We start from the raw sequence: 19,495 nt of genomic DNA on the forward strand, positions 1-19,495 counted from the left end.
GGGTGACGGGGGGAGTTCTCGGTGCTGGAGAGTGTGGCGAGGGTGGGGTCACTCACCGGCACTCCATGGATCTACGTCATGGTGGCCGCGTCCGTACTGCTGGATGTGTTCCTGCCGGTCCTGCCCAGCGGCGTGCTGATAGTGACGGCCGCCACGGCGGCGGCCGCGGGCACCGGCGCGGCGACCGGGCACGTCCCGCAGAACGTGCCCGACATCCTGGCCCTGACCCTGTGCGCGGCGACGGCGTCCGTACTGGGTGACCTCGTCGCCTACCGCCTGGCCCGGCACGGCGGCGAGCGCCTCGACCGCGCGATCTCCCGCTCCCGGCGGCTGAGCAGGGCGCAGGAACGGCTCGGCGCGGCCCTGTCCCGGGGTGGCGGCGGCGCGCTGGTGATCCTCGCCCGCTTCGCCCCGGCCGGCCGCTCGGTGGTCTCCTTCAGCGCCGGCGCGGCACACCGCCGGATCCGGGAGTTCCTGCCCTGGTCCGCGCTGGCGGGCCTGTCCTGGGCCACCTACAGCGTGGCCCTCGGCTACTTCGGCACCCGCTGGCTGGGCGCCGCCTGGCTGGCGACCTGCGTGTCGGTGGCGGCGCTCTTCGCCGCGGGCGCGGGAGCGGCGTACCTGATGCGGCGCCCGCTGAAGCCGGCGGAGGCGTCGTAGGAGAAGGCCGGCGACGGGCGCCGCACCCGGCGCTCACCGTCACCCGCCATCCGGCCGCCACCCGGCCGTCACCCGGCCCTGGACGCCGCCTGCCCCCGCACTTCCAGCCCCGCCAGCAGCTCCTGCGTGGCCTGCGCGATCACATCGACCGCCCGGTCGAAGACCTCCTGGTTGTGCGCGGCGGGCGCCCGGAACCCCGAGACCTTCCGCACGTACTGCAACGCGGCCGCCCGGATCTCCTCCTCGGTCGCCTCCTCGGGCAACGCGGGCGGACGCAGTGTCTTGATGCTCCGGCACATGCCCCCAGTGTCAGCACGCCCCGCGCCCACCGCGCAAGCACCCTGCCGCACCATCCTCAGGCGGCGACCTGGCCGAGGGCCGGCAGCACGCAGAGCAGCACGCCCAGCAGCGCCGGCCCGATCGCGGCGACCCGCGCTCCTCCGCGCGGGTGCAGCATCCCGCCGACGGTCCCCAGGGCCACCACGGGCACGACACCCTGCGCCACCACCACCTGCACGTCCCCGTACCGGAGACGCCCGACCACACCGTCCTGCATGGCCGAGACGGTACGGACCGTGCCTCAACCCCGACATCCGCGTTGCTACTCAAGAGCCCCTGCTCGAAAACCGCTCCCGCCACCCGGGGCGAACTCGAACACATGAACCCCCCGCATTGCGGTCGCGCGCCAAATTCGAACAGGCGTAGCATTGCGCCGTGGCTACGCGCTATGACTTCCCGAGTGACCTCCTCGCCGGTCAGGAGGAGCTGCACCAGGTCCGGGCCGAGCTGTCGACTCTGCTCAAGCGGCTGCCCTGGTCGGTCGAGCCGCTGGACGGTTTCAGCGACGACAGCGGCTGGCGCAAGGTGGAGCGGCCGGCCTCACCGGGCTGGACACCCGACGAGCAGGCCGCGGTCGAAAAGCTCCGCCGCCGCGAGCACGAACTCGCGGTGTTCGTCAGCACCCACCGCTACTGGTCGGAACTGCCCGGCCCGGACGGCGTCACGGCCCGCAGCCACCTGAAACACACCCACGAGCCCCCGGCCAACGAGGACGAGACCTAGCGAAGCGCAAAGACAAGGGCCCAGGTCTCCGGGTTCCAACCCGCCGACCTGGGCCCTGTTCATCTACAACCGGTGGGCGCGGACGGTTTCGAACCGCCGACATCCTGCTTGTAAGGCAGGCGCTCTACCGCTGAGCTACGCACCCGGGACCAGCCGACAGCCTACATTGAACCCGGCCCTCCGCCCATTCCGTCTGCAGAGCGGTGAGCCGGTTCTGGAGAACACGCAGACGGCGGGACTTGGCATGCCACTCCGACCGGGTGGCATAGCCCCGCACCGCGCCGGCCCGCTTCTCGGCCTTCGCGCCCAGTGGACGGGCCAGTCTGGCCTCGATCCGTGTGATCTGCCCCCGCAGCCACTCCATCTCGGCCATGTGGCCGCGCCGCGTCAGAGCCCACTGGTCGTGGGTCGCCTTGGTGACGCTTCCTGCCCAACGCGCCGACGAGGACTCGGTCAGCTCCCGCTTCCGCACCGCCCAGGAGGCGGCATCGTGACTCAGCCCCTGCCGGGACCGCGCCGCGAGATCCCGCGACGCCAGCGAGCCGAGGAACATGCCCACCTCGGTCAGCACCGAGGCATCTGCCGACGACACCCGCAGTCGTGTCCGGATCGCCACGCCGGTCGGCCCGGGCACCACGAACGGCGGCGTCACCTCACGCAGTCCGCCCACCCCGCCACCCCCACTGGCCCCGAAGCCTCCTCCTCCGCATCCAACGAGCACCGACCGCAAAGGTCACCCTGTTCGACGCAAGAACTCCTGTCCCCCGCAGGTCCGTGCGCCTCGCGAAGCGGGCTACCGGAGGGGGGGTTTACCCCACCCCCCGTCCGGTAGCCCGCCGGATTCTCCGTGGCGGGGGTTCTTTCTACGGTCTTCACAGAGCCGTGGGGGCTCGTCGTCCGTCATCAGGGGGAGATCGTCATGTCCCGTTCCGTGCCCGCTCGTGTCGCCGCCGTCGCCGGTGTCGTCGTGGTCCTGGTCGCCACGGCCACGGCCTGCGGGGGCTCCGCCGAGGACGACACCAGCCCCGACCGGCGCTCCTTCGCCCTGCACGGGAACACCCTGACCGTCGACTCGGACGACTCGGCGCTGGAGATCGTCGCCGCCGATTCGGCGAAGGCGGGGACCGTGGAGGTCACCCGCTGGTTCCGCGGCTCCGTCCTGGTCGGGGACGATCCGAGGGTGACCTGGTCCATGAAGGACGACCGGCTGGTGCTGCGGATGAAGTGCTCGGGGGTCGTCGCCGACTGCTCGGCCAAGCACCGGATCGAGGTCCCGCGCGGGATCGCCGTGAAGGTCGAGGACCGCGACGGCAGCGTGCGGGCGCGCGGGTTCAAGGACGCGCTGAGCATCCGTACCGGCGACGGATCCGTGCACGTCACCGACTCCACCGGGCCCCTGGAGCTGCGCTCCGGCGACGGGACCGTACGGGCGAAGGTCTCCTCGCGCCGGGTGCGGGCCACCACCGGCGACGGCTCGGTCCGCCTCGAACTGGCCGCCGTGCCGGACCGGGTGGAGACGAGTTCCGGGGACGGCTCCGTCAGCCTGGTGCTGCCGCACGCCGCATACCGGGTGACGACGAAGACCGGCGACGGCTCGATGGACGTCTCCGTGCCCCGGGACGACGCCAGCTCTCATGTGGTGTCCGCGACCACCGGCGACGGAAGGATCACAGTTCGTACGGCTGACTGACCGGCCCGTGTGTTCGTCCGCCGCGAATGGGAGAATGACCATACGCATGGCGGACGACAGGAGAGGGATGTGACGGCGACACCGGCGACCCCCGTACAGCCGCACTCGCCGTATACACGGCCCCGGCCTCGGAGCGCATGTCCGAGCCCGGCGCGCGCCTCGGCCGCCCGTGACGTCCGTGACGTCCTCGTACTGATGGGCCTGCCGGTGCTCGCCCTGCTCGCGCTGCCGGCCGCCTTCGCGGGCGGCGGCACCCGGCGCTGGTTCGGCGGGCGGGCCGAGACCCAGCGGGCCGAGGCGCAGGCCGCCAAGGACGCCGCCGCGGCCGCCTTCTACGAGCTGGACAGCGCCCAGCGCGACCTGCGGATCTCGATCGAGACGATCACGGCCGTCGACGACTCCGCGGACGCCCGCCGCGCGGTCGCCGACTTCGAGGCGCTGGGCCGACGCATCGACGAGGTGAGTCAGCGTTACATCCAGGCCGTCGACGCCCAGGACCTGGACCGCGACGACCTGGAGGCCTCCGTCGCCTCCCGGGCGCGTGTCGACCTGACCGCCGCCAAGGACGAACTGCTGGGTGTCAAAAGGGACCTGGACCGTTTCGGCAGTGGCCTCGGGCCGCTGCTCGGCAAGGCGGAGACCCAACTGGCGCGGGTGGCGCCCGCCGTGGAGCGCGCCCGGCAGGCCCTGAGCGCCGCCGCCGGCGCGCTGGACGACGTCCGCGGCTCCGGGCTCGGGGCGGACGACCTGGCCGCCCGGCTCGCCGCGCTCTCCCCCGAGCTGACCAGGCTCAACCAGGGCGCGGGGCAGCACGGCGTGCAGCCGACGCTGGAGCGCGCCGAGCGGGTGGCGCGGGAGGCGGAGGCGATCCGGGCGGACGCGGTGCGGCTGCCGGAGCAGGCCGCCGAGATCGATCACCGGCTGGTGTCGCTGCGCACCCGGGCGCAGGCGCTGAGTACGCGCGCCGGGCAGGTGGAGCCGGTGCTCAGCGAGCTGCGGCGGCGGTTCACGGTCGCCTGCTGGCAGGATCTGCAGCAGGTGCCGGAGCAGGCCGCCGGGAGTGTGCGGGAGGCGGAGGCGAAGCTGCGCGAGGCGCAGGCCGCGCGGGACGCCCAGCGCTGGCCGGACGCGACGGCGCTGCTGTCGACGGTGCGGGCGCTGCTGAACACCACCGACGAGGCGGTGTCGGCCGCCGGGGACCGGCTGCGGCGGCTGAATTCGGTGCAGAAGGACCCGCAGGCGGAGGTCGAGCGGACCCGGTTCGCGATCCGGGACGCGCAGCGGCTGGCCATGTCGGGCCGTACGACGCCGGATCCGCGGCACGCCCGTCCGCTGGACGACTCGGTGGGCCGGCTGGAGCGGGCGGTGGCCTCGTTGGAGGGCCGCCATCCCGACTACTGGCACTTCCTGACGGAGACCGAGGCGGTCCGGCAGACGGTGGCCGCGGTGGTGTCCCGGATCCGCGAGGAGCGGGGAGCCGGCCACTGACGGCCCGTTCCCCGCTCCCGGAAGGCACCGCTCAGGTCCGGTAGGCGTAGTAGTACGCGTCCGGGTAGGAGGCGATGATGCTCGCCACCGACCTGTTGTAGGTGTTGGTGGAGTGGTACGACAGGTAGGGCACGCCCTGCGTGGTGCGGGACGTGACGATCATGGAGTGGTCCTTGGACCCGTCCCGGTTGAAGTCCACCTGGAGCACGTCGCCGATGTCCATCTGGTAGACGTTGGCGAGGCTGGTGACCCGCTTGGCGGACAGGGCGAACCAGGAGAACTCGTTGACGCCGACGAACGAGTCCGACTGGATCTCGGAGTTCCCGAACCACTTGTGGAAGTCGTACGTGTAGCCGGGTTCGTGCTTCCAGCCGCCCGCCTTGAGGGACTGGCTGACGAAGTTGGTGCAGTCGCCGCCGGCTCCCGCCCCGTTGAAGTCGGGGTAGTCGGGGTTGTAGTTGTTCCAGTACTTCGTCGCGTACGCCGCCATGGCCTTGTAGTCGTAGGCGCCGCCGGTGAGGTTCTTCGGCGCGGCGGGCGGGTTCGCGGTGATGGCCGCGCGGGGGGCCGAGGGCGGGTTGCCGTCGGCGGCGACGGTGGAGGCAGCCGGGGCCGCGGTGGTCGGAGCCGCGGTGCTCGGGGCCTGGGTGGTCGGGGCCGGGGTGGGCGCCTTGGTCGAGGCCTTCGCGGTCGGTGCCGTGGTCGACGGCTTCGCGGTGGGCGGCGTGACGACGGGCGGTGCGGCGATCTGGTTGACGGCGACGCCGTCGTCCGTGTCGCGGATGCCGGTCAGTTGCCAGTTGCCCTGCTGGTCGGCCCGGAACGTCAGCTCGTGGTGGGCCTGGAAGCCGGTGGTCTTCGGCTCGTTGCCGCGGATCTTCCGGTACGTCAGGGTCGTGGTCTCGGTGACGGCGACCTTGGCGTCGCGGCCCTGCACCTGGGTGGCGTCCAGCGAGACGCTGGTCTTGGCGGCGCTGTACTTCTCACCCAGCTTCGCGAGCCGTGCCTTGCGGCCGCGCAGTTGGTCCAGGGCGGAGGTCTCCTCGCGCGACTGCGTGCCGGACAGGCGGACCTTGCCGGAGAAGCCGGACGTCAGCCGGTGGTGGCGTCCCTTGCTTCCCGGGGCGTCGTCCACCAGGGCCTGGGTGCGGTCGGTGAAGACCGCGTCGGCCAGCTTCTGGAAGGTGGCCTTGGTGCCCGCGTCCACCGTCGGGTCGTCGATGACCGCCGCGCCCGCGCTCCAGTTGGGCACCAGCGCCACGCCGGCGACGACCGAGGCGGCCGCCGCCGAGACTATGGTGGCGCGACGCCGTTTACGGCTTAATTTTCTTGATTTCAATGGTGTTCCCCTCTACGCCGGTAGACCTACCGGGCGACGGCATCTTCGCATGCGGTGTGGAGCTGCTGTGAAGTGGGGTCCACAAGCGGAACTCCCCAGTCCTACACGTCAGTTGACCACCGAAGACCAGTCGGGGGACTGGGCCGGGTCCAGGGCGCGCAGCCGTTGCAGCGTCTCCGGTTTCTGGACGTCCAGCCAGTCGGCGAGCTCCCGGAACGAGACGCACTTGACGTCCTTCTTGGTGCAGATGTTCCTGACGACCTGGTCGATGGCCTTCATGTAGATGCCGCCGTTCCAGTCCTCGAAGTGGTTGCCGACGAACAGGGGCGCCCGGCTGCCGTAGTAGACGCGGTTGAATCCGGCCATGTAGGAGTCGACGGTCTGCTGCTCCCAGTGCGGGAAGTTGGCCGGATCCCCCTGGGTCTCGCCGTTGGACTGGTTGTAGAGGAAGTTGAAGTCCATCGACAGGCCCTGGTACTTGCCGTCCTCGTAGGGGAGCATCTGGAGCGGGAAGTCCCAGATGCCCTCCTTCTTCGACGGCCAGATCTGGAAGTCGCCGGGCGAACTGGCGTCGTAGCGCCAGCCGTAGTCCTTGATGGCCTTCAGCAGGTTGGGCTGTCCCTCCAGGCAGGGCGCGCGTCCGCCGGTGATCTCCTTCCTGAAGTCGAAGGGCAGCGGTGGGACGTCGGTGAGGCCGCTGTTGGTCTTCCACTTCTCCGCGAAGGAGTAGAACTGGTCGATCTCGCTCTTCCACTCCTCGACGCTCCAGTCGCCGCCGCCCTTGGCGCCGCAGAAGTGGCCGTTGAAGTGGGTGCCGATCTCGTTGCCGTCCTCGTACGCCTTGCGGAGCTGCTCCAGGGTGGTGCCGATGTGGTCCACGGTGGCGTAGTCGATGGCGGCGGCGCCCGCCGAGTGCTGGGGCGGGTGGTAGAGGTTCTTCTTGGCCTTGGGCAGCAGGTAGATGCCCGTGAGGAAGAAGGTCATGTGGGCGTCGTACTCCTTGGCCAGCTCCCGGTAGTGCGAGAACAGGCGGTCGTCGCCCTCCAGGGCGCCGTCCCAGGAGAAGACCACGAACTGTGGTGGCTTCTCGCCGGGTTTGAGCGGTTTCGGCTTCCACTCGGCCTGCTGCGGGCCGGTGTAGGAGGTGGAGCCGTCGCCGAGCACCCGGACCTTGCCGTCCCACTCGGGCTCCTCGGCCGCACCGGACGGGGAACCGCCGTCCTTGGGGCCGCCCTTGGCGTCTTCTCCCTTGGAGTCGGCGGACGCGGTCGGCGCGGTCGAGTCGGCACGGGTCAGCGTCAGGAACCCCGCCACCACGGAGGCGACGACCAGCAGGGCGGCCAGGGTCAGGAACTCGGGTCGGGTGATGGTGCGGCGGGGCGCACGAGCTTTGCGCCGACGGCCGGTTGACTTCATGGGGGGCTCAATCTGCGAGGGGGGTGGTGGGGGGTGGGAGCGGCCGGGCCGGGGGGGGTCAGCCGAGTGGGTTCATGGCGCCGGCCCAGATCCCGTAGGGAACGCTGTCGGCCGGGGTGCCGGCGACTCCTTCCAGCGGCAGCGGTTCGAGGCTCTTGGCCAGGTCCATGCGGTAGACGACGACCGCCGTGGACACCGACTCGGCGGTGCCCACGTACCAGGCGGCGGTGTCGTCCTCGGTGGTGCCCGCCTTGCCCGCGACCGGGGCCGTGCCGGACGCCGCGCCCGGGTGGGCGGTGCGGAAGGAGTCGCCGAGCGCCTCGGTGACCGCCTCGGCCACGCCCTGGCCGACCGCGCGCCGCGTGGCCGGGGTGTCCAGCCGGACGGAGGAGCCGTTGCGGGTGATGCGGCGCACCGAGTACGGCTCGGTGTGCGTGCCCTTGGCGGCGAAGGTGGCGTAGCCGCCGGCCATCCGGATCGCGCTCGGGGTGGCGCTGCCCAGGGACAGCGCGGGCACCTGCGGTCCCATGCTGGAGGGGAGCAGTCCGGCCGCCTGGGCGGTCTGCTTGACCCGGTCAAGGCCGGTGTCCATGCCGAGTTGCATGAACGGCGTGTTCACGGAGTTCGTGAGCGCCTGATGCAGGCTGATCCGTCCCCAGGACTTCTTGTCGTCGTTGTGGGCGGACACCTTCTTTCCGCTGCGGTCCCAGTAGGGGCCCTCGGGTGTGGTGACGGGCACGTCGTCGTCGCCGTCGTAGAGGGTCTGGGGGGTGACCCGCTCCCTGGGGACGTCACGCCGCTTGGTGACGCCGTGCTCGAGTCCGGCCGCGTAGACGAACGGCAGGAAGGCCGAACCGGCCGGGACGGTGGAGGCGTTGGACTCGTTGTAGCCCTGGGTGCGGTGGTCGGGGCCGCCGTGGACGGCGAGGATGCGGCCGTCGGCGGCCACGGAGGCGGCACCGTAGTGCACGGTCCCGGCCGGGCCGGGGGTGGTCTTCCGCGCCTTCTTGCGGGCCTTGGTGACCTCGCCGGTCAGTGCGCTCTCCCGCTTGCGGTCGAAGGTGGTGTAGATCTGGTAGCCGCCCAGGTCGAACTCCTGGTCGGTGATGTGCGCGGTCTTCCTGGCGTACTGCGAGGCCAGTTCGACCAGGTAGTCGCTCTGCTGACCGGTGTCGTAGAGCGGGTTGCGCTTGAGCGGCTCGGGGAACGTGCGGTACTTGGCGCGTTCGGCCTGCGACAGCTTGCCGATCTTGACCATGCGGTCGAGGGTCCAGGTCCAGCGCTCCACGGCACGGCTGTGGTTGGCCGGGCTCAGGGTGGGGTCGTAGAGCCCGGCGCCCTTGAGCAGAGAGGCGAGGAAGGCGGCCTCGCTCGCGTTGAGATCGCCGACGTCCTTGCCGTAGTAGGCCTGGGCGGCGCGCTGGATGCCGTAGGTGCCGCGGCCGAACCAGCTGGTGTTGAGGTAGCCCTCGAGGATCTTGTCCTTGCTCATCCGGTTGTCCAGCTTGAGCGCGATCATCGCCTCGGTGAACTTGCGGCTGACGGACTGGTCCTGGGAGAGGTAGACGTTCTTGACGTACTGCTGGGTGATGGTGGAGCCGCCCTGGGTGTCGCCCTTGCCGACGGTGCGCCACAGGGCCCGGCTGATGCCCGTGAAGGAGATGCCGGGGTCGCTGTAGAAGCTCTCGTTCTCGGCCGCGAGCACCGCCCAGCGGACGTCCTCGGGGATGTCCTTCAGCGGCATCGCCTGGCGCTGCACCCAGCCGGTACGGGCCATGGGGGTGCCGTCGGACCAGAAGTAGACGTTGTCCTGCTGGGTGGCGTAGGTGTTCAGGTTCTGCGGAATGTCGGTCGCGGCGTAGGCGATGGCCAGGAGGAGAGTGCTCAGGCCCAGGGCCGAGAGGGTGGCGCCGAGCCACTGCTTCCAGGAGGGGAGCCAGCGCCGCCAGCCGGTGCGGCCGGGGCGCGGGTAGACCGGTTTCAGTTTCCGCGCGTACGGCGCGGCCACCGCGACGAGGGGGGCCAGGCGCCGGGTCAGGGCCGGGGGGAGCGTGGGGCCGGTGCGCGGCTTGCGGCGGTCGGCGCGCCGCCGGGGTGGACCCTCGGGCGGGTCGGACGGAGCAGAGGGGTCGGGCGGGTCGGGCTGCGTCTGTAAGGCGCGTAACTGCATCGTCTCGTGCGGCTGCGCGCTCGTGTGCCGGCCGCGGAGGGTGTCGACCTTCAGCTGCATGGTCTCGTCCGCTCGGCGCAGTGCGTCGACCTTGAGCTGGATCGTTTCCTCCGCACGCACCGACCGGTCGGTCCGCGACCGGCCCGGTGATCCGGCCTCGGCGCGGCTCCCTCCGGTCCGGCGGCCCTCCTCCGGAAGGCCGTCCCCCCGCCCTGCCTCCGTCACGACTGCGTCCTCCTCCGCACGTTCGTATTGCTCGCGCGGGTCGACACAGTCACCGCAACTGCGGCTGCCCTCCCCCTTGTTCGCAGCCGCCACGCGGCCCTCGCGGCGCTACAAAATTATCAGCCGTCTTTTCAATTTCTCCGCACAAGAACTGGACAGAAACCAAGACATAAGAAACACGAAGGGCTGTGCGTCCGGTCACGCCCGTTAATCTGGGCGCATGCCTCGCTACGAGTACCGCTGCCGGAGCTGCGGCGACACCTTCGAACTGAGTCGTCCCATGGCGGAGTCGTCCGCCCCGGCGAGCTGCCCCGCCGGGCACGACGACACGATCAAGCTGCTGTCCACGGTCGCGGTGGGCGGCTCGGCGGCCGCCCCGGCACCCGCACCGCGGTCCGGCTCGGGCGGCGGCGGGTGCTGCGGCGGAGGCTGCTGCGGCTGACGCTCCCGCCGGCTGCCGCGGTCGGCGCTCCTACCGGGGCGCCCGGGCCGCCCTGAGGAACTCCCGTACGATCCGCTCCCCGGCGAGCACTCCGCGCTCGGGCAGGGCGGCGATGCCGGGTGCCGTCCAGCCGGTGTCGGCCAGCTCGCCGTGTCCGGGCCGCCAGCCGCGGTCCACGGCCTGCAGCAGGTCGGCGTCCAGCAGCGAGTCGCCGGCACCGAGGACGAGGTCGGCGCCGGTGCGTCGGGCCACCTCGCGGACGGCGGCGCTCTTGGTCAGCGGCTTGGGGACGGCGTAGAGCTTGCGACCCTGCAAGGAGACCGTCCAGCCGCGGCCGGCCGCCCACGCGGCCAGCTCCTTCACCCACTCCTCGGGCAGCAGCTCGCGCTCCACCACGAGGTAGGCGAACAGGTCCTCGGCGACGCGGTGCTTGCGCACCCAGGCCGGGTCGGCGGTGCGCAGCAGGTGCTCCTGGACCTCCGCGAGCGACGCGCACTCCTCGGCCAGCCGCGCGAGCACCCGCCGGTGCCAGTCGCCGTCCGACACGCCGTCCACCAGCAGATGGCCGCCGTTGGCGCAGACGGCGTACGTCGGGGCCGGGCCCGGCAGGTTGATGCGCAGGTACTGCTTGCGGGTGCGGGTCGTGGCGGGCACGAACACCGCCGTGTCGGCGAGCTCGGTGAGCAGTTGGGCGGCCGTCTCGGTCAGGTACGACAGCGGCCTGCTCTCGTGCACCTCCACGCACAGCAGCCTCGGCGCCCGCGCGTCCGGCATGGTCAGCGCCAGGGCGGCGGCGGAGTAGATGAGCGTACGGTCGAGATCGCTCGCCACCAGGACCGGCATCAGCGGGTCACCGTCCTGCCGTCGGCGCCGGTCGCCCCGCGCGTGTACCGGGGGTGGATCAACCCCACGCAGCTGTACGGCAGTTCGCCCACCTCCTCGACCGGGACCCCGCGCTGCCCGGCCAGCAGCCGTACGTGGTCCAGGTCGGCGCCGGCGCCGGCCCGCGCCAGGATCTTCCACGGCACCCGGCGCAGCAGCACGCGGGTGGTCTCGCCGACGCCGGGCTTGACCAGGTTCACGTCGTCGATGCCGTACTCCTCACTGATGCGCTCGACCGCCGCCCAGCCCTCCCAGGTGGGGGTGCGGTCGGTGGACAGCAGTTCCTTGGCGGCGGTGTCGACGCTGTCGGCGACCTCGGGGAAGCACTGGGAGACGGCGTCGAGGAAGACGTTCGACACGTCGGCGCCGGCCAGTTCGCGGTAGAACTTCGCGCCGTGGAAGTCGTGCGGGCCGACCAGGTCCGCGCGCAGCACGGTCCGCGAGATCAGCCCGGACACGGTGGAGTTGAGGCAGGCGGAGGGTATGAGGAAGTCCTCCCGGGTGCCGTACGTCCGCACGCACGAGCCGGGGTCGGCCAGCACCGCGATCTCCGGGTCGAACCCGGTGATCCCTTCACGCTCCTCGAACTCCCTGATCGCCCGCGCCAGTTCGCGGGTGATGGCGCCCTTGCCGGTCCAGCCGTCGACGAAGACGACGTCGCGCGGGTCGTGGTGGGCGGCCAGCCAGCGCAGCGCGTTGGTGTCGATGCCGCGGCCGCGCACGATCGACACGGCGTAGTGCGGCAGGTCCCGGCCGTGCCGGAACCGGGCCCAGCGCCGCATCAGCACGCCGACGGGTGTGCCGGCGCGGGCCAGCGAGACGAGCACGGGGCCGGGGCCCGAGGTCTCCTCCGTCCCGGCCGATTTTCTTCGGCGCAGGGGGAGTTCGGCGAGGATCGTCTCGGTGACCACGCCCACGGCCTGGGCGATCCGCGCGGCGGACGCCGTCAGGGCCGTGTGGAACAGCTCCTGGTACTGCTCGCTGGGCTGGTACTCCACCGGCAGCGACTCGGCGTAGTGGGCGCCGCCGCTCTGGATCGCCTCCTCGCGCTCCTCCGTCGGCGCCTCCAGCGTCACGTCCGAGAGATCCTGGAGCAGCCAGCCGACCTCGTCGGGCGCGTACGAGGAGAAGGCGGGGCCGCGCAGGGGCTCGGGCAGCATCGGGGACCTTTCGGGGGCGTGCGGGGGCACGGGGAGGTACGCGGGCACGACCGCGAGCAGGACGTGCGGGGTGTGGGCGGCGAGCCGGGCCAGCAGGCCGGCGGGCGCGTGCAGTTCGGGGGTGTCGGCGGTGGAGTCGACGACGGCGACCACGGCGTCGAAGCCGCCGCCGGCGACGTTGTAGGCGTAGCGCTCACCGGGGCCGTCGGCCGGGTCGTCGTGCGCCGGGAAGATCAGCCGGGTGCGGATCGCGTAACCGGGGTCGTCCACGGCCAGCACGGGCGAGCGGGTGGTGGTGGAGTACCGCACCTCGGCCTCCACGACCTGCTCCACCTCCCGCGCCAGCCGCAGCGGCGCGTACATCAGCTCCTCGCAGCCGAGCACCAGCACCCGCCGCGCACCCCGCGGCAACGCCTCGGCGATCCGGGCGGCCATGGCGGGCAGCGCCCGCTCCAGCCGGCCCCGGTGCACCGGCGTGAACCCGTGCCGCCCCCCGTCCGGCACCCCCCGAGGCCACCGCAACTCGACGCGTCGAACCCGCCCGGCCCCCCGCTGCCCCGGAACGACGGACGTCTCATACTCGGCAGTACCCTCCACCGCCGAAGCATCGGCTCGGGGCGGCTCCGTCTGTGTCTGTTGGGCTGCTTCGTGGTGTGCGACGAGTTCCCGGCCCCTCTCCAGGACGTCGGCGGGGAGGCGGACCGTGCCGGAGGCGGTGGTCACCAGGGACACCTGGGCGTCGATCTGCTCGGCGAACTGCCGCAGGCGGTCGGCGTCGGACGGGGCCCGCATGTCGACCAGCGCGACCACGACGTACCGCTTGCGCGGATAGCGGGCGTGCAGGTCGCGGATGGTGTTCAGGACCGTGTTGCCGGTGGAGAACTCGTCGTCCACCAGGACCAGCGGGCCGTCGGAGGCCAGCAGGGCGGGGTTCTCGGGCAGCAGGAGGTGGGAGGTGGCGTGCGAGTGGGACTCCTCGAAGCCGCCGGCCGGGGCGACGCCGGGGACCGGGCGGCGCGTGGAGTGCAGGTACGGCGCCGTGCCGAGGCCGTCCGCGACCGCGTGGCCGAGGCCCGTCGCGGTCTCCGCGTAGCCCAGGACGACCGCCCGGCCGCAGTGGTCGGCGCCCAGCAGGTCCCGGACCCGGCGGCCCAGAGCGAACCCGTGGCCGTACACGACCGAGGGCGACTGCGGCACGTGCTTGCCGAGCACGTTGGACACGAGCAGGTGCGCCCGCTTGGGGTTGCGGCGCAGCGCGAGCCCCAGCAGGCCCGTCAGCCGGTCGTCGCCCACGAGTTCGACCCCGAGTCGCTCGGCGACCCAGGTGCCGGACCAGAGCCCGTCGTTCACTGGCTTGTTCATGCCTTCCTTGTGTGCCCTCGGCGGTGATGCGGTGCGGTCAGTCGGAGACCGCGGCGGCCAGCAGTTCCACGAAGCCGACGTCCTCCCGCGCGACGCCGAAGACCTCGGCGCGCAGCAGGGTCCGCTCGGCCCAGGCGCGGTGCGGCTTCACCTCGTTCATCTTGTTCGTGTACGCCGACCTCAGGACGCCCCCGCCGCCGCGCTCGGGCCGCAGGATGTCCGCCGCGTCGCTGAACTCCTCGTGGCTGACCACCGACAGCGCGTGCACGGGCAGGACGTGGGAGGGGTGGATGCAGGTCTTGCCGAGGAGCCCGTTGGCGTGGTCCAGGGAGATCTCCCGCAGCAGCCCGTCCATCGCGTGCTCGATCAGCTTCTCGCGCAGCTCGACGGCCTGCACCTCCATGAAGGGGCTCTGCCGCAACTGTGGCTTGAACATGCGCTCCTGCACCCGGAAGTACTCCCACACCGGCCCGGTCACCGTGAACCCGGTTCCGTCGGCCCGCCCCAGCATGTTCACCACGTCGGCGATCACGGAGGCGACGACCTGGAGGTCGTAGGCCGTCATGTCGGGGGCTCTGCGCAGCCCGTACGAGGAGCAGAAGTCCGTCACGCCGAGGCGCAGCGCGAGCACCCGGTCGCGGTACTTGTCGACCGCGCGGAAGATCCCCTCCAGGGTCTCCACCCGCGACTCCCGGTAGAGCAGTTCGGGCGATTCGAGGACCGGCATGGCGAACAGCCGCCGTCCGCTCTCCACCTCGGCGGCCTGCACCGCCTCCAGGAACGGAATGCCCCGCTCCGCGGTGAACTTCGGCAGCACGAACCCGGACAGCAGCCGCACCGCGGGCCCGAGGCGCCGCACCAGGTCGGGTATCTGCTCGGGGACGCGGACCCGGATGAACAGCAGCGGGAGCTCCACGGAGCCGGACGCCAGTTCGAGCGCCACCAGTTCGGCGAACTGCCGGACCAGGTTCTCCTCGCCGTGTTCCACCTCGGCGTCGTCGATCGAGTCCTCCAGGCACAGCACCATCGAGACCACGCCACGATCCGCCTGCTTGACGATGTCGCCCGCGAGCCGCGGGCGGGTGGCCGGGCTGTAGAGCGTGGCGCCCAGGGCGGCGGAGAGCGTCCGCGCCGGGGAGTCGGCGGTGAACTCGCACGGCTCCCGGTGGAACAGGCGCTGCCGCACCTCGGCGGCGAGGTGCCCGAAATGACGCATGAAGCTCCCCCCGTGGCGCATCGAGCGGCCTGCGAAGACTGTCAAAAGGTGGCCGGTAATAGTACGTACGAATCCATGTCCGAGGTTCCCGTGGGGCATGAATTTCAGGTAACCCGGCCGTGTCCACGCCCCGCGTTGTCGTGACCAGGACGGAGAAGGCAGGATGACCGCATGACGCACGCGATGCTGAAAGGGTCGAACGTCCCGCTGGACGCCACCACGGTACGGGCCGTGGTGCGTTGGACGCCCGGGCAGGGTATCCCGGACGTCGACGCCTCCGCGCTGGTCCTGGGTCCCGGCGGCCGTGTGCGCTCCGACGAGGACTTCGTCTTCTACAACCAGCCGCGGCATCCGTCCGGGAAGGTCTGGCGGCTGGGCAAGAAGCGGGTCGCCGACGGCCTGACGGACACGGTCCAGACGGATCTCGCCGGGCTCGACCCGGATGTGGTCCGGATCCTGCTGGTCGCCTCGGCGGACGGCGTCACCTTCGATGTCGTACAGGGGCTGCGCATCCTGCTGTACGACGCGGCGACCGCCGGTGAGGAGCCGCTGGCCTACTTCGACATCAAACCGGAGACCGGCCAGGAGACCGCGCTGATCTGCGGTGAGCTGTACCGGCGGGGCGACGGCTGGAAGTTCCGCGCGCTCGGCGAGGGCTACTCGAACGGTCTGAAGGGCCTCGCCACGGACTTCGGCATCTCGGTGGAGGAGTCGGAGGAGGCGCAGGGCTCGCAGGGCGCGGGCGCCGCTCCGGCCGCGCAGCCGCTGCCGCCGGAGCAGCCCGTGCAGGTGCCCGCGGCGGCGCAGCCGGCGTACGGGTATCCGCAGCCGGCATACGGGTATCCGCAGCCGGCGTACGGCTACCCGCAGCAGCCGGTGGCGGCCACGGCCCCGTCCGGGTACGGGTATCCCCCGCCGGTGGCGGCCGTGCCCGACCCGGACTTCCGGCTGCCGCCGCAGGGGCCGCAGTTCATCGGGCGGTAGGCGGCACGGCCGAGGGACGCCCGGCTCGCGCTACCGGTCCGCCTTGGACTTGTAGCCCCGGCCCCACTGCAGGCCCCAGCCGTACAGGCGGTCCAGTTCCGACTGGAAGCCGTAGACGAACTTGACCTCGCGGCGGACGACCAGTTCGCCCTTGACATTCTCGATCAGGACCACCGCGCACGAGCGTGCCTGCGGGTGACGTTCGTCGAGGCCGATCTCGATGCGCGGGCCGTTGCTCGGGTACATCGTGACGATCGCGTGGGTGCGGTCGAAGGCCGGTGTCTGGTCGTAGATGTAGACGAAGACCAGCAGCCGTTTGATCTGGTCCCGGTGGTCGAGGTTGATGTACATGGTCTCGCCGGACGCGGACCCGAACCGGTCGTCGCCGCTGAGCTTGACGTACGGCGGTGCGTTCACGTCGCCGAGGAAGCCGCCGAGGGGCTGTACGACGCCCTTGGTGCCGTCGGACAGCTCGTACATGCAGCCGAGGTCGAGGTCGACGTTGACCATGCTCTGGCTGTGTCCTTGCACCTCCGGCGGCTTCAGCGCCTTGAACGGGTGCCGCAGCAGGCTCTGCCGGGCCGGACCGTCGAAGTCCGAGGTGCGCATCCGCCAGGTCAGGTTGACGCGCAGATGCCCGGTGGCCGCGCCCTGCTTGGTCAGCGACACCTGGTGGTGCCGCTTGGTCAGCTCGATCGCGTTGGACGAGGCGCTGCCCGAGTCGAAGTCGGCCGCGCGCCCTCCCAGCAGACCGTCGAAGAAGCCCATGTCCCTTTCCGCCCCCAGTTCACCGCACACCGGACCCACGCGACGGGGCGGCCCCGAAGGACCGGTTCGACCCGGTCCTCGTCGGCCGCCCCGCACAAGAGCGTTCCCTCACCCGGAGGGCTGTCACACCCCTGAGGAGACCTCGCTCTGCGCGTCCGCCCCCGCGGCGCTCGTCTCGGCCGCCGCCAGGGCGCGGTTGCGGCGCACCGAGGACCAGAAGGACCAGGCGATGAGGACCACGCCGACCAGGCCGGTGATCACCTCGTTGATCTCGTACTGGATGGTGACCATGAGGATCACGGCCAGCGCGCCGATCGCGTAGTGCGCGCCGTGCTCCAGGTAGACGTAGTCGTCGAGGGTGCCCTGGCGGACCAGGTAGACCGTGAGCGAACGGACGTACATGGCGCCGATGCCGAGGCCGAGGGCCATCAGGACGATGTCGTTGGTGATGGCGAAGGCGCCGATCACGCCGTCGAAGGAGAAGGACGCGTCGAGCACCTCGAGGTAGAGGAACATGAAGAACGCGGCCTTGCCGGCCAGGGCGACCGCCGAGCGCTTCTTGCCGGTGCGCGCGGCCTCTTCCTCCTCCTCGTGCTCGCGTTCCTCCTCTTCCTCGAGCTTGTCCTCGAAGTAGCCGGACAGTCCGCCGACGACCATGTACGTGATCAGACCGGCGATGCCGGCGATCAGCACCGTCTGCGCCTTGTCCACGTGCGCGCCGCCGTGCTGGTGGGCGTTGGCGGCGAAGGTGAAGGAGGTGATGAGCAGGACGGCCAGGGCGATGCAGACCGACAGCATGTCGATCTTGCCGAGCTTGGCGAGCGGCCGCTCGATCCAGTGCAGCCACTTGATGTCCCGGTCCTCGAAGATGAAGTCCAGGAAGATCATCAGCAGGAACATGCCACCGAACGCGGCGATCGCCGGGTGGGCGTCCGTGACCAGCTGCTGGTAGCGGTCCTTGTTGCTGAGCGCGAGGTCGACGGCCTCGATGGGGCCCATCTTGGCGGTGATGGCGACGATCACGACGGGGAAGACCAGCCGCATGCCGAAGACCGCGATGAGCACGCCGACGGTGAGGAAGATCTTCTGCCAGAAGGCGTTCATCTTCTTCAGGATTCCGGCGTTGACGACCGCGTTGTCGAAGGACAGCGAGATCTCGAGGATGGACAGGATCGCCACGATCCCGAAGGCGGTCCACCCCCCGTACAAGACCGCCGCGGCCAGACCGACCGCGGTCACCGCGAACGACCAGCCGAAGGTTTTCAGAAGCACTGGCTACCCCATCCGTATCCGGTACGGGTCTCCCCCGCGCCGCACTTGGCTTTACGAAACGTTGACCCCGAAGTCTAGAGCGATTCCGCGCAGCCCCGACGCGTACCCCTGCCCCACCGCGCGGAACTTCCATTCGCCGTGGTAGCGGTAGAGCTCGCCGAAGATCATCGCGGTTTCGGTGCTGGCGTCCTCGCTCAGGTCGTAGCGGGCGAGTTCCGTTCCGTCGGCCTGGTTGAGCACACGGATGTAGGCGTCCGAGACCTGCCCGAACGTCTGGCCGCGCTCGTCGGCCATGTGGATGGAGACCGGGAAGACGATCTTCTCGCACTGCGAGGGCACCCTGGTGAGGTCCACCAGGATCGTCTCGTCGTCGCCCTCGCCCTCACCGGTGAGGTTGTCGCCGGTGTGCTCCACGGAGCCGTCCGGGCTCGTGAGCTGGTTGTAGAACACGAACCACTCGTCGCCCAGCACCCGGTTGGCGCCGGTGCACAGCAGCGCGCTGGCGTCGAGGTCGAAGGGGGCTCCGGTGGTGGAGCGCTCCTCCCAGCCGAGTCCGACCATGACGTTGGTCAGGTTCGGTGCGGCTTTGGAGAGGGAGACGTTGCCTCCCTTGGCGAGCGTGACGCCCATGATGCTGGTCCTCCCCGAGGTGGTGCCTGTGTGGTTGTCCTGCGCGTCCGGCGCCGCGCTGAAACGCGCGGCGCCGGACGGGTCGGCCGTGCAGACCTGGACTCAGACGTTCACGCCGAAGTCCTGCGCGATGCCGCGCAGACCCGACGCATAGCCCTGGCCGATGGCGCGGAACTTCCACTCCGCGCCGTGGCGGTACAGCTCGCCGAAGACCATGGCCGTCTCGGTGGAGGCGTCCTCGCTGAGGTCGTACCGCGCGATCTCCTGGCCGCCGGCCTGGTTCACCACGCGGATGTAGGCGTTGCGCACCTGTCCGAAGGACTGCTGGCGGTTCTCGGCGTCGTAGATCGAGACCGGGAAGACGATCTTGTCGACGTCGGCCGGGACGCCGGCCAGGTTGACCTTGATCGTCTCGTCGTCGCCCTCGCCCTCGCCGGTGAGGTTGTCACCGGTGTGCTCGACCGAGCCGTCCGGGCTCTTGAGGTTGTTGAAGAAGACGAAGTGCTGGTCGCTGACCACCTTGCCGGAGTTGTTCAGCAGCAGCGCGCTGGCGTCGAGGTCGAAGTCGCTGCCGGTCGTGGTGCGGGCGTCCCAACCCAGACCGACGAGGACCGCGGTCAGGCCCGGGGCCTCCTTCGTCAGCGATACGTTGCCGCCCTTGCTGAGGCTGACTCCCACGAGTCCTCCATTGGTGTCCGGGGGCAGGGAGCCCCGTCGTGCATCGGATAT

General features: G+C 71.0%; 19 protein-coding genes and 1 tRNA gene. 6 read left to right on the plus strand and 14 right to left on the minus strand.

Going from position 1 to position 19,495, the window contains the following annotated elements:
• Positions 1-21: 21 nt before the first annotated feature.
• Positions 22-660, plus strand: a complete 639-nt coding sequence (locus tag ACIQFZ_RS03480; protein WP_365434021.1) for a VTT domain-containing protein — start codon at positions 22-24, stop codon at positions 658-660.
• 68 nt (positions 661-728) lie between these two features.
• Here the strand turns inward: ACIQFZ_RS03480 and ACIQFZ_RS03485 are convergent, their stop codons facing one another.
• Positions 729-959, minus strand: coding sequence for a DUF2277 domain-containing protein (locus tag ACIQFZ_RS03485; protein WP_361408938.1), 231 nt, complete (start codon positions 957-959; stop codon positions 729-731).
• Between the two features lie 56 nt (positions 960-1,015).
• Positions 1,016-1,216: a hypothetical protein gene (locus ACIQFZ_RS03490; protein WP_402690510.1), complete on the minus strand. Its 201-nt coding sequence runs from the start codon at positions 1,214-1,216 to the stop codon at positions 1,016-1,018.
• A gap of 158 nt (positions 1,217-1,374) precedes the next feature.
• Between ACIQFZ_RS03490 and ACIQFZ_RS03495 the strand changes: the two genes are divergently transcribed.
• Positions 1,375-1,722 carry a hypothetical protein gene (locus ACIQFZ_RS03495; RefSeq protein ID WP_383062018.1) on the plus strand — a complete coding sequence of 116 codons (348 nt, stop codon included), beginning with the start codon at positions 1,375-1,377 and terminating at the stop codon, positions 1,720-1,722.
• A 73-nt stretch (positions 1,723-1,795) separates the two neighbouring features.
• Here ACIQFZ_RS03495 and ACIQFZ_RS03500 read toward each other — a convergent pair.
• Together ACIQFZ_RS03500 and ACIQFZ_RS03505 are read right to left on the minus strand one after the other, a co-directional pair.
• Positions 1,796-1,867 (minus strand) — tRNA-Val (locus ACIQFZ_RS03500).
• Complete coding sequence (locus ACIQFZ_RS03505; protein WP_402690511.1) at positions 1,847-2,392, minus strand: hypothetical protein; 546 nt, start codon at positions 2,390-2,392, stop codon at positions 1,847-1,849. The genes ACIQFZ_RS03500 and ACIQFZ_RS03505 overlap by 21 nt, the downstream gene beginning before the upstream one ends.
• A 249-nt stretch (positions 2,393-2,641) precedes the next feature.
• Between ACIQFZ_RS03505 and ACIQFZ_RS03510 the strand changes: the two genes are divergently transcribed.
• Positions 2,642-3,412: a DUF4097 family beta strand repeat-containing protein gene (locus ACIQFZ_RS03510; protein WP_383062022.1), complete on the plus strand. Its 771-nt coding sequence runs from the start codon at positions 2,642-2,644 to the stop codon at positions 3,410-3,412.
• Positions 3,413-3,481: 69 nt separating this feature from the next.
• On the plus strand, positions 3,482-4,900 hold the full coding sequence (locus ACIQFZ_RS03515; RefSeq protein ID WP_365775828.1) for a hypothetical protein: 1,419 nt from the start codon (positions 3,482-3,484) through the stop codon (positions 4,898-4,900).
• 31 nt (positions 4,901-4,931) lie between these two features.
• Here the strand turns inward: ACIQFZ_RS03515 and ACIQFZ_RS03520 are convergent, their stop codons facing one another.
• The 3 genes from ACIQFZ_RS03520 to ACIQFZ_RS03530 all read right to left on the minus strand — a co-directional run bounded on the left by ACIQFZ_RS03520 (position 4,932) and on the right by ACIQFZ_RS03530 (position 9,885).
• The gene (locus tag ACIQFZ_RS03520; RefSeq protein ID WP_402690512.1) at positions 4,932-6,161 is read right to left on the minus strand and encodes an amidase domain-containing protein; all 1,230 of its coding nucleotides are present in this window, start codon (positions 6,159-6,161) and stop codon (positions 4,932-4,934) included.
• 186 nt (positions 6,162-6,347) lie between these two features.
• Entirely contained in the window at positions 6,348-7,655 is a 1,308-nt protein-coding gene (locus ACIQFZ_RS03525) for a hypothetical protein (RefSeq protein ID WP_402690513.1), read from the minus strand.
• 58 nt (positions 7,656-7,713) lie between these two features.
• Positions 7,714-9,885 carry a transglycosylase domain-containing protein gene (locus ACIQFZ_RS03530; RefSeq protein ID WP_402690613.1) on the minus strand — a complete coding sequence of 724 codons (2,172 nt, stop codon included), beginning with the start codon at positions 9,883-9,885 and terminating at the stop codon, positions 7,714-7,716.
• A 385-nt stretch (positions 9,886-10,270) separates the two neighbouring features.
• Here ACIQFZ_RS03530 and ACIQFZ_RS03535 point away from each other — a divergent pair, with 385 nt between their 5' ends.
• Positions 10,271-10,492 carry a zinc ribbon domain-containing protein gene (locus ACIQFZ_RS03535; protein ID WP_365426371.1) on the plus strand — a complete coding sequence of 74 codons (222 nt, stop codon included), beginning with the start codon at positions 10,271-10,273 and terminating at the stop codon, positions 10,490-10,492.
• 30 nt (positions 10,493-10,522) lie between these two features.
• Here the strand turns inward: ACIQFZ_RS03535 and ACIQFZ_RS03540 are convergent, their stop codons facing one another.
• Genes ACIQFZ_RS03540 through ACIQFZ_RS03550 form a run of 3 tightly spaced genes read right to left on the minus strand, consistent with a single transcriptional unit; the run spans position 10,523 to position 15,112 of the window.
• Positions 10,523-11,335, minus strand: coding sequence for an HAD family hydrolase (locus ACIQFZ_RS03540; protein WP_402690514.1), 813 nt, complete (start codon positions 11,333-11,335; stop codon positions 10,523-10,525).
• Positions 11,335-13,896 (minus strand): phosphoribosyltransferase, encoded by a 2,562-nt coding sequence (locus ACIQFZ_RS03545; protein ID WP_402690515.1) that lies wholly within the window; start codon positions 13,894-13,896, stop codon positions 11,335-11,337. The genes ACIQFZ_RS03540 and ACIQFZ_RS03545 overlap by 1 nt, the downstream gene beginning before the upstream one ends.
• Before the next feature lie 37 nt (positions 13,897-13,933).
• Entirely contained in the window at positions 13,934-15,112 is a 1,179-nt protein-coding gene (locus ACIQFZ_RS03550) for an HpcH/HpaI aldolase/citrate lyase family protein (protein ID WP_402690516.1), read from the minus strand.
• A gap of 171 nt (positions 15,113-15,283) precedes the next feature.
• On the opposite strand from ACIQFZ_RS03550, the gene ACIQFZ_RS03555 reads away from it, so the two are divergent.
• On the plus strand, positions 15,284-16,096 hold the full coding sequence (locus ACIQFZ_RS03555) for a TerD family protein (protein ID WP_402690517.1): 813 nt from the start codon (positions 15,284-15,286) through the stop codon (positions 16,094-16,096).
• Between the two features lie 30 nt (positions 16,097-16,126).
• On the opposite strand, the gene ACIQFZ_RS03560 is transcribed toward ACIQFZ_RS03555, so the two are convergent.
• The 4 genes from ACIQFZ_RS03560 to ACIQFZ_RS03575 all read right to left on the minus strand — a co-directional run bounded on the left by ACIQFZ_RS03560 (position 16,127) and on the right by ACIQFZ_RS03575 (position 19,444).
• The gene (locus tag ACIQFZ_RS03560; protein ID WP_365426385.1) at positions 16,127-16,864 is read right to left on the minus strand and encodes a Tellurium resistance; all 738 of its coding nucleotides are present in this window, start codon (positions 16,862-16,864) and stop codon (positions 16,127-16,129) included.
• A gap of 123 nt (positions 16,865-16,987) precedes the next feature.
• Positions 16,988-18,136 carry a DUF475 domain-containing protein gene (locus tag ACIQFZ_RS03565; protein WP_365426387.1) on the minus strand — a complete coding sequence of 383 codons (1,149 nt, stop codon included), beginning with the start codon at positions 18,134-18,136 and terminating at the stop codon, positions 16,988-16,990.
• Positions 18,137-18,187: 51 nt separating this feature from the next.
• Positions 18,188-18,766: a TerD family protein gene (locus ACIQFZ_RS03570; RefSeq protein WP_365426390.1), complete on the minus strand. Its 579-nt coding sequence runs from the start codon at positions 18,764-18,766 to the stop codon at positions 18,188-18,190.
• Positions 18,767-18,868: 102 nt separating this feature from the next.
• Positions 18,869-19,444, minus strand: coding sequence for a TerD family protein (locus ACIQFZ_RS03575; RefSeq protein WP_100567001.1), 576 nt, complete (start codon positions 19,442-19,444; stop codon positions 18,869-18,871).
• Between the last annotated feature and the right edge of the window lie 51 nt (positions 19,445-19,495).

This window comes from Streptomyces sp. NPDC093064 (assembly GCF_044754605.1).
Classification (GTDB): Bacteria; Actinomycetota; Actinomycetes; order Streptomycetales; family Streptomycetaceae; genus Streptomyces.

Bases quoted from the DNA above. Each gene is read 5' to 3' on its own strand.
- ACIQFZ_RS03530 (WP_402690613.1), bottom strand. From the start codon at position 9,885: ATGCAGCTGAAGGTCGACACCCTCCGCGGCCGGCACACGAGCGCGCAG.
- ACIQFZ_RS03485 (WP_361408938.1), bottom strand. From the start codon at position 959: ATGTGCCGGAGCATCAAGACACTGCGTCCGCCCGCGTTGCCCGAGGAG.
- ACIQFZ_RS03560 (WP_365426385.1), bottom strand. From the start codon at position 16,864: ATGGGCTTCTTCGACGGTCTGCTGGGAGGGCGCGCGGCCGACTTCGAC.
- ACIQFZ_RS03510 (WP_383062022.1), top strand. From the start codon at position 2,642: ATGTCCCGTTCCGTGCCCGCTCGTGTCGCCGCCGTCGCCGGTGTCGTC.
- ACIQFZ_RS03490 (WP_402690510.1), bottom strand. From the start codon at position 1,216: ATGCAGGACGGTGTGGTCGGGCGTCTCCGGTACGGGGACGTGCAGGTG.
- ACIQFZ_RS03535 (WP_365426371.1), top strand. From the start codon at position 10,271: ATGCCTCGCTACGAGTACCGCTGCCGGAGCTGCGGCGACACCTTCGAA.
- ACIQFZ_RS03525 (WP_402690513.1), bottom strand. From the start codon at position 7,655: ATGAAGTCAACCGGCCGTCGGCGCAAAGCTCGTGCGCCCCGCCGCACC.
- ACIQFZ_RS03570 (WP_365426390.1), bottom strand. From the start codon at position 18,766: ATGGGCGTCACGCTCGCCAAGGGAGGCAACGTCTCCCTCTCCAAAGCC.
- ACIQFZ_RS03545 (WP_402690515.1), bottom strand. From the start codon at position 13,896: ATGAACAAGCCAGTGAACGACGGGCTCTGGTCCGGCACCTGGGTCGCC.
- ACIQFZ_RS03540 (WP_402690514.1), bottom strand. From the start codon at position 11,335: ATGCCGGTCCTGGTGGCGAGCGATCTCGACCGTACGCTCATCTACTCC.
- ACIQFZ_RS03550 (WP_402690516.1), bottom strand. From the start codon at position 15,112: ATGCGTCATTTCGGGCACCTCGCCGCCGAGGTGCGGCAGCGCCTGTTC.
- ACIQFZ_RS03555 (WP_402690517.1), top strand. From the start codon at position 15,284: ATGACGCACGCGATGCTGAAAGGGTCGAACGTCCCGCTGGACGCCACC.